The sequence below is a fragment of the Micromonospora parastrephiae genome, assembly GCF_016802865.1.
GTDB classification, from domain to species: domain Bacteria; phylum Actinomycetota; class Actinomycetes; order Mycobacteriales; family Micromonosporaceae; genus Micromonospora; species Micromonospora parastrephiae.
This window is the reverse complement of record NZ_JAEVHM010000221.1, coordinates 1-8,114: the sequence shown is the minus strand read 5'-3', so window position 1 is coordinate 8,114 and position 8,114 is coordinate 1. Positions and strand designations below refer to the sequence as shown.

Annotated in this window: 6 protein-coding genes and 1 pseudogene; 5 read left to right on the top strand and 2 right to left on the bottom strand. The window is 68.9% G+C overall.

Annotated features, from left to right (window positions below):
* Positions 1 to 44: 44 nt before the first annotated feature.
* On the bottom strand, positions 45 to 995 hold the full coding sequence (locus tag JNW91_RS27425) for a malate dehydrogenase (RefSeq protein ID WP_203178312.1): 951 nt from the start codon (positions 993 to 995) through the stop codon (positions 45 to 47).
* Positions 996 to 1,115: 120 nt separating this feature from the next.
* Entirely contained in the window at positions 1,116 to 1,976 is an 861-nt protein-coding gene (locus JNW91_RS27420) for a bifunctional methylenetetrahydrofolate dehydrogenase/methenyltetrahydrofolate cyclohydrolase (protein WP_203178310.1), read from the bottom strand.
* 448 nt (positions 1,977 to 2,424) lie between these two features.
* On the opposite strand from JNW91_RS27420, the gene JNW91_RS27415 reads away from it, so the two are divergent.
* The 5 genes and pseudogenes from JNW91_RS27415 to JNW91_RS27395 form a co-directional block, all read left to right on the top strand.
* A complete protein-coding gene (locus tag JNW91_RS27415; protein ID WP_203178308.1) occupies positions 2,425 to 4,026 on the top strand; it encodes a peptide ABC transporter substrate-binding protein in 1,602 nt (533 codons plus the stop codon).
* A 199-nt stretch (positions 4,027 to 4,225) separates the two neighbouring features.
* Positions 4,226 to 5,164: an ABC transporter permease gene (locus JNW91_RS27410; protein ID WP_203178307.1), complete on the top strand. Its 939-nt coding sequence runs from the start codon at positions 4,226 to 4,228 to the stop codon at positions 5,162 to 5,164.
* Positions 5,157 to 6,113 carry an ABC transporter permease gene (locus JNW91_RS27405; RefSeq protein WP_203178305.1) on the top strand — a complete coding sequence of 319 codons (957 nt, stop codon included), beginning with the start codon at positions 5,157 to 5,159 and terminating at the stop codon, positions 6,111 to 6,113. The genes JNW91_RS27410 and JNW91_RS27405 overlap by 8 nt, the downstream gene beginning before the upstream one ends.
* 7 nt (positions 6,114 to 6,120) lie before the next feature.
* Complete coding sequence (locus tag JNW91_RS27400; RefSeq protein ID WP_203178304.1) at positions 6,121 to 7,158, top strand: ABC transporter ATP-binding protein; 1,038 nt, start codon at positions 6,121 to 6,123, stop codon at positions 7,156 to 7,158.
* Positions 7,142 to 8,114 (top strand): annotated as a pseudogene (locus JNW91_RS27395) (ABC transporter ATP-binding protein); the annotation flags it as partial. The gene JNW91_RS27400 and the pseudogene JNW91_RS27395, both read left to right, overlap by 17 nt.

Sequence of the window (8,114 nt, the reverse complement as noted above, 5' to 3'; positions counted from 1 at the left end):
GCGCCGGCGGAGCCGGCGCGCCCTTCGGTAGCGGTGGTTCGGGTTCACATGTTGGCTACGTCGCCCTGCTTGGCGCGAACGGCCTCGGCGGCAGCGAGGAGGCTGGCCCGCTCGTCGGCGTCCAGGTCGGTCTCGACGACCCGCTTGACGCCCTCGGCGCCGATCTCGGCCTCGACACCCAGGTAGACGCCGTCGATGCCGTACTCGCCGTCGACCCAGGCGCAGACGGGCATGACCTCGCCGGAGTCCTCGGCGACGGCCTTCGCCATCCGGGCCGCGGCGGCGGACGGTGCGTAGTACGCCGAACCGGTCTTGAGCAGCGCGACCACCTCGGCCCCACCGTTGCGGGTCTTGACGACCAGCTCCTCGATCTGCTCGGCCGGCATCGCGTCGCGCAGCGGCCGGCCGTTGACCGTGCTCTTCGACGGCACCGGGACCATGGTGTCGCCGTGCGAGCCCAGGGTCAGCGTGCGGACCGACGCCACCGGGACGTTCAGCGCCTCGGCGACGAAGTTGCTGAACCGGGCGGTGTCGAGCATGCCGGCCTGGCCGAGGACCCGGTTCTTCGGGAACTGGGTGGCGAGCTGGGCCAGCGCGGTCATCTCGTCCAGCGGGTTGGAGACCACGATGACGACGGCGCTCGGGGCGTACTTGGCGACGTTCTCGGCGACCTGCCGCACGATCTTGGCGTTGGTCTCCAGCAGGTCCATCCGGCTCATGCCCGGCTTGCGGGGCAGGCCAGCGGTGATCACGACGACGTCGGAGCCCTCGATGGCCTCGTAGCCCTCGCCGTTCGGGCCGGTGGTGACGCCGACGACCTTGGTCTCGAAGCCCTCGATGGCCCGCGACTGGTTGAGGTCGAGCGCGAGGCCCGCGGGCTTGCCCTCCACGATGTCGGTGATGACGACGGTGTCGAATACGTCGTACTCGGCCAGGCGCTGTGCCGTGGTGGAGCCGTAGAAGCCTGCCCCGACGACAGTGACCTTCTTACCCATGGTCGTCCCACTCCCTGATACCAGTCGGTTTTCCGGACCGTATCAGTCATCCTGGCACCGATCAGGCCAGGGGCGGACGGTTACAGCCTGCTGGGCGGAGAAGGAGCCTCTCCCCGCCGGTCAGCCGCGCTCGGCGCGCTCGACGACGTTGGTGAGGAGCATGGCCCGGGTCATCGGGCCGACGCCGCCGGGCATCGGGACGACCGCGCCGGCCGTCTCGGCGACCTCCGGGGCGACGTCGCCGGTGTAGCGGCCCTTGCCGTCCGGGCCGATCACCCGGGTGATGCCGACGTCCACCACCACCGCGCCCGGGTTGATCATGTCGGCGGTGAGCAGGCCCGGCACGCCGGCCGCCACGATCACGATGTCCGCGGCACGGGTGTGCGAGGCGAGGTCGAGGGTGCCGGTGTGGCAGAGGGTGACCGTGGCGTTCTCGCTGCGCCGGGTGAGCAGCAGGCCGAGCGGGCGGCCGACGGTGTTGCCCCGGCCGACCACGGCGACGGTGGCGCCGCGCAGCGCCACGTCGTGGCGGCGGAGCAGCTCCACGATGCCGCGCGGGGTGCAGGGCAGCGGGCCTTCGTAGCCGAGGACGAGTCGGCCCAGGTTGACCGGGTGCAGGCCGTCGGCGTCCTTGGCCGGGTCGATCAGTTCCAGCACGCGCTGGGTGTCCAGGTGGGCGGGCAGCGGCAGCTGGACGATGTAGCCGTGGCACGCCGGGTCGGCGTTCAGCTCGGCCAGCACGTCCTCGACCTGCTGCTGGGCGGCGTCGGCGGGCAGCTCCCGGCGGATCGAGGCGATCCCCACCTCGGCGCAGTCGCGGTGCTTGCCGTTGACGTACGCCTGGCTGCCCGGATCCGCGCCGACCAGGACCGTGCCCAGCCCCGGGGTGATGCCGCGTTCCGCGAGTGCCTTCACGCGTATCCGCAGCTCGTCCTTGATCTCCGCTGCGGTCGCCTTGCCGTCCAGAACCGTCGCCGTCACGTTCAGATCGTCTCACGGCCGCCGCGCGCCGTTCGGGCGACCTCGTTGGGAACGGCTCGCCAACCCTCTGGCCGCACCGTCGCCAGTGACGATGAGTCACGTGTTGCTCATCACTATGCGTGACATTTTGTGGAACCCATCACCGGCGAACCGGTCGTAACCAGCGAGCCTGACCAATACCGGACGGTGCCATCGAGGATGGCCGAGTCCATCCCAGGCGGACACAGCGCGCCCGTGTCCAGTCGGCGAATGCCCAGGCTGACACCACTTTTCCGGTTTGGGCTAGCACGCACGAAGGCGCCGCGCAAGGCAGGGTTCCCCGGACCGTTACGTACCCGCAACCCTCTCGTTGTCGAAGGTCCCCGCCCGACCTACCGTTACCGCTTGTTGCGCAGCGTAAACCCAGCGTCGGGCCTGACTGCGCAGCGTGAGGAGATGAGGAGGCTCAATGCGAGTTCGTAGACTCGCCGCCTGGACCGCCCTCCCGCTCGCGGTGACGCTGGGCCTCGCGGCCTGCGGCAGCGGCGGAGACGGTGGATCCGGCGGCAGTGACGGTTCGGCGGTCAGCATCCAGATCGCCGAGCCCCAGCACCTGGTGCCGACCAACACCACCGAGACGTCCGGCTCCCAGGTGCTCGCCGGGCTGTTCAGCCCGCTCGTCGACTACGACGCCCAGAACAAGCCGTACGAGGTCGCGGCAGAGTCCGTGACGTCGTCCGACAACAAGGTCTGGACGATCAAGCTCAAGGACGGCTTCACCTTCCACAACGGTGAGAAGGTCACGGCCGAGGACTACATCAACGCCTGGAACTACGGCGCGTACGCGCCCAATGGCCAGGGTGCCAGCTACTTCTTCGAGAAGATCGCCGGCTACGAGGACCTGCAGGGCGACAAGCCGAAGGCCAAGGAGATGTCCGGCCTGAAGAAGGTCGACGACCTGACCTTCCAGGTGACGCTCTCCGCGCCGTACATCGACTTCAAGACGATGCTCGGCTACAACGCCTTCTACCCGCTGCCGGACGCCGCGTTCTCGGCCCCGGGCGTGCTCAAGGACTCCTATGAGCAGGCGCCGATCGGTCAGGGCCCGTTCAAGATGAAGGGCGCCTGGCAGCACGACAGCAAGATCGACGTCGAGCGGTACGACGCCTACCCGGGTGACAAGCCCAAGGTGAAGGACGTCGAGTTCCGGGTCTACCAGCAGCTCACCGCGGCCTACGCGGACGTGCTGGGCGACAACCTCGACGTGCTGCCGACGATCCCGACCGAGAGCCTGAGCACCGCGCCGACCGACCTGGGCGACCGGTACCAGACCAGCCCGATGTCGTCGTTCCAGTTCCTGGCCTTCCCGACGTTCGACAAGAACTTCAGCAACCCGGACGTGCGTAAGGCGATCTCGATGGCCATCGACCGGGACGAGATCACCAAGTCGGTCTTCAAGGGTTCGCAGCAGTCGGCCCGTTCGTTCGTCTCGCCGGTGCTGCCGGGCTACCGGGACAACACCGCGGGCAAGGCCGGCGAGTTCAACCCGACCGAGGCCAAGAAGCTCTACCAGGCCGCCGGCGGCCCGTCGAAGATCGTCATCTCCTACAACGGCGACGGCGGTCACAAGGACTGGGTCGACGCGACCGCCAACCAGCTGAAGGCCAACCTGGGCGTGGACGCCGTCGGCTCGGCCGAGCCGAAGTTCGCCGACCTGCTCAGCAAGGTCGAGAAGAAGCAGCCGGTCGGCATGTTCCGGCTGGGCTGGGTCATGGACTACCCGTCCATGGAGGACTACCTCGGCCCGCTGTACAGCACCAACGGCTCGTCGAACTACTACGGCTACAGCAACCCGGAGTTCGACAAGCTCGTCAAGGAGGGTTCCGCCGCCAAGACGCAGGACGAGGCGATCGCCAAGTACCAGCAGGCGGAGGACATCCTGGCCAAGGACATGCCGGTGATCCCGCTCCGCTTCGGCGAGAACGTGTTCGGCCACTCGTCCAAGGTCAAGAACGTGGAGATGGACCTGTTCCAGCGGGTCAACCTCGTCAAGATCGAAGCGGCCAGCTGAGCTGACCGACGGTTGCGGGCCACCGGGGCGACGAAGCCCGGGTGGCCCGGACCGCGCCACCGCCGCCGGGCCGCACGCGCGAGCCCGGCGACGGTGGCGCCGGGCTCCCCCGGGCCGACGGCACGTCTCGGACATTTCGGGTACGACCAGAGATGCCGTCCTGCGACCCTTTCGCATATTTCCGGAGAGACTGCTAAGCATGTTCCGCTACATCTTGCGGCGCCTACTCCAGATGGTCCTGGCCTTCTTCGGGACCACCCTGATCGTCTACGCGCTGATGTTCGCCGGCCAGGGCGATCCCATCCAGGCCCTCGCGGGTGAACGACCGGTGACGGCGGCCCAGCGGGCCTACCTGACGGAGAAGTACCACCTCGACGCGACCGGCGTCGGTGGCTTCTTCTACCGCTACTTCGACTACGTCAGGAGCCTGCTCCAGGGCGACCTCGGCCAGTCTCTGACCGGCCGCCAGATCGGCGACATCCTCCAGGCGGCCTGGCCCGTCACCCTCAAGCTCGCGCTCATCGCGCTCGCCGTGGCGATCATCTTCGGGGTCACCGCCGGCGTGATCGCCGGCATCCGCCGGGCCAGCATCTTCGACAACTCGACGCTGGTGCTGACCCTGCTGGTGCTGGGCATCCCGACCATCGTGCTGGCGCCGCTCGCGCAGTACTTCCTGGGCGTCAAGTGGCAACTCTTCCCGCCCACCGCCGGGTCCGACCCGACGTTCTACGCGCTGCTGCTGCCGGGCATCGTGCTCGGTTCACTGTCGCTGGCCACCGCGCTCCGGCTGACCCGCACCTCGGTGGCGGAGAACCTGCGCGCCGACTACGTCCGGACCGCCCGGTCCAAGGGCCTGGTCAAGCGCCGCATCGTCACTGTCCACGTGCTGCGCAACTCGCTCATCCCGGTGGTCACCTTCCTCGGTGTGGAACTGGGCAACCTGATGAGCGGCGCCATCATCACCGAGGGCGTCTTCAACATCCCCGGCGTGGGCTTCAACCTCTTCCGCGGCATCCGCACCGAGGACGGCCCCCTGGTCGTGGGCATCGTCAGCGTGCTGGTCGTGGTCTACCTGGTCTCGAACCTGGTGGTGGACGTCCTGTACGCCGTACTCGACCCGAGGATCCGCTATGAGTGACTTCGAAACTGTGGCGGCCACCGAGAACCAGGCCGCACGGCGTGGCCCCTCGGGCGAGCCGGGCACCCCGAACCAGATCGGCGCCCCGCAGAAGCCGCGCAGCCTGGCCGGAGACGCCTGGCGCGACCTGCGTCGCAACCCGATCTTCTGGATCTCGCTGACGCTGGTCGTCGTGTTCACACTGATGGCACTGGCCCCCGGCCTGTTCACCGCGAACAGCCCGAACGACTGCCTGCTCTCCCGGCAGCACGCCGGGCCGTCCGGCGGGGCCATCTTCGGGTACGACTTCCAGGGCTGCGACACGTACTCCCGGGCGGTCTACGGCACCCGGGCCTCGCTGCTGGTCGGCGCGCTCGCGGCGCTGGGCACCGGGATCATCGCGTTGGTGGTCGGCATGCTGGCCGGTTACTTCGGCCGCTGGGTCGACGCCGTGCTCTCCCGGGTGATCGACGTGGTGCTCGGCATCCCGCTGCTGCTGGCCGCGATCGTGCTGCTCAAGCGGGTGTCCAGCGACAGCCAGAACGCCCGGATCGCCGCGGTGATCTTCGTGCTGGCCATCCTGGGCTGGACCACCGCCGCCCGGGTGGTGCGCTCCTCGGTGATCACCGCCAAGGAGCAGGACTACGTGGCGGCGGCCCGGATGCTCGGCGCCGGCAACGGCCGGATCATGTGGCGACACATCCTGCCGAACTCGCTCGCCCCGGCCATCGTCGTGCTGACCATCGCGCTCGGTTCGTTCATCGCCGCCGAGGCGACGCTCTCCTTCCTGGGCATCGGCCTCAAGGCGCCGACGATCTCGTGGGGCCAGGACATCGACACCGGCCGAATCCACATGCGGGAGGCGGCGACGCCGCTGATCGTCCCGTCGGCCTTCCTCGCACTGACCGTGCTGGCGTTCATCATGCTCGGCGACGCGATCCGTGACGCCTTCGACCCGAAGCTGCGGTGACTCTCCTATGACCCACTCCACCGTCGAACCCACACCCGCCTCCGCCACGCCCGACGGCGGCCACCTGCTGGAGTTGCGGGACCTGCACGTCGAGTTCCGGACCAACGAAGGTGTGGCCCGGGTGATCAACGGCGTGTCGTACCACCTGGACGCCGGCGAGACCCTCGCGGTGCTCGGCGAATCCGGCTCGGGCAAGTCGGTCACCGCCCAGGCGATCATGGGCATCCTGGACACGCCGCCCGCGTTCGTCCGCTCCGGCCAGATCCTCTACCGGGGTCAGGACCTGCTCACCGGCTCCGAGGAGCAGCGCCGGCAGGTCCGCGGCAAGGAGATCGCGATGATCTTCCAGGACGCGCTTTCCGCGCTGAACCCGGTCTTCCCGGTCGGCTGGCAGATCGGCGAGACGCTGCGCCAGCGCGCCGGCATGTCCCGTGGCGACGCCCGTCGCCGGGCGATCGAGCTGATGGACCTGGTCAAGATCCCCGGTGCCGCGAAGCGGATTGGCGACTACCCGCACCAGTTCTCCGGCGGCATGCGGCAGCGCGTCATGATCGCCATGGCGTTGGCGCTGGACCCGAAGGTGCTGATCGCCGACGAGCCCACCACCGCACTCGACGTCACCGTGCAGGCCCAGATCATGGACCTGCTGGCCGACCTGCGCCGGGACCTCAACATGGCGATGATCCTGATCACCCACGACCTGGGCGTGGTCGCCGGTGTCGCGGACCGGATCGCGGTCATGTACGCCGGCCGCATCGTCGAGCACGCCGACGTCCGCTCGCTGTACAAGGCGCCGGCCCACCCGTACACCAAGGGGTTGCTCGAATCGATCCCGCGCATGGACGTGCGCGGCCAGGAACTGTCGACGATCAAGGGGTTGCCGCCGAACCTGATGCGCATCCCCTCCGGCTGCCCTTTCCACCCCCGGTGCCCGTACGTGCAGCAGGTCTGCGTGGACGTGGTGCCGCACGACCTGGTCCTCGGCGACGGCCGGACCAGCGCTTGCCACTTCGCGCAGGAGGTTCGTGATGACAGCGCCCGCTAGCTCCACCAAGGTCCGGGGCGAGACCATCCTCTCCGTCGACAACCTGGTGAAGCACTTCCCGATCAGTCAGGGCGTGCTGTTCCAGCGGCAGACCGGCGCGGTCAAGGCCGTCGACGGGGTGAGCTTCGAGCTGCGCCGGGGCGAGACGCTGGGCGTGGTCGGCGAGTCCGGCTGCGGGAAGTCCACCCTCGCCCGGCTGCTGATGCGTCTGGAGACGCCCACCTCCGGGCGGGCCACCCTGGAGGGCAGGGACCTGTTCAAGGCCTCCGGATCCGAGCTGCGCCGGCTGCGCCGCAACATGCAGATGGTCATGCAGGACCCGTACACCTCGCTGAACCCGCGGATGACGGTCGGCGACATCATCGGCGAACCGTTCGAGATCCACCCCGACGCGGCGCCAAAGGGCAGCAAGCAGAAGCGGGTGCAGGAGTTGCTGGACGTGGTCGGGCTGAATCCGGAGCACATCAACCGGTACCCGCACCAGTTCTCCGGCGGTCAGCGCCAGCGCATCGGCATCGCCCGCGCCCTCGCGCTCCGCCCGGAGATCATCGTCTGCGACGAGCCGGTCTCGGCGCTCGACGTCTCCATCCAGGCCCAGGTGATCAACCTGCTGGAGCAGCTCCAGGACGAGTTTGGACTGTCGTACATCTTCATCGCCCACGACCTGTCCGTGGTCCGGCACATCGCCGACCGCGTCGCGGTGATGTACCTCGGTCGGATCGTCGAGATCGGCACCGAGGACGAGATCTACGAGCGGCCGACGCACCCGTACACCCAGGCGCTGCTCTCCGCGGTGCCGGTGCCGGACCCGGAGGCACGCGAACAGCGGACCATGATCCGGCTGGTCGGCGACGTGCCCAGCCCGGCCGACCCGCCGTCCGGCTGCCACTTCCGCACCCGCTGCTGGAAGGCCCAGGAGGTCTGCCGCCACCCAGGATCCGCAGCTGGTCGAGCCG

Bases quoted from the DNA above. Each gene is read 5' to 3' on its own strand.
- JNW91_RS27400 (WP_203178304.1), top strand. From the start codon at position 6,121: ATGACCCACTCCACCGTCGAACCCACACCCGCCTCCGCCACGCCCGAC.
- JNW91_RS27410 (WP_203178307.1), top strand. From the start codon at position 4,226: ATGTTCCGCTACATCTTGCGGCGCCTACTCCAGATGGTCCTGGCCTTC.
- JNW91_RS27415 (WP_203178308.1), top strand. From the start codon at position 2,425: ATGCGAGTTCGTAGACTCGCCGCCTGGACCGCCCTCCCGCTCGCGGTG.
- JNW91_RS27425 (WP_203178312.1), bottom strand. From the start codon at position 995: ATGGGTAAGAAGGTCACTGTCGTCGGGGCAGGCTTCTACGGCTCCACC.
- JNW91_RS27405 (WP_203178305.1), top strand. From the start codon at position 5,157: ATGAGTGACTTCGAAACTGTGGCGGCCACCGAGAACCAGGCCGCACGG.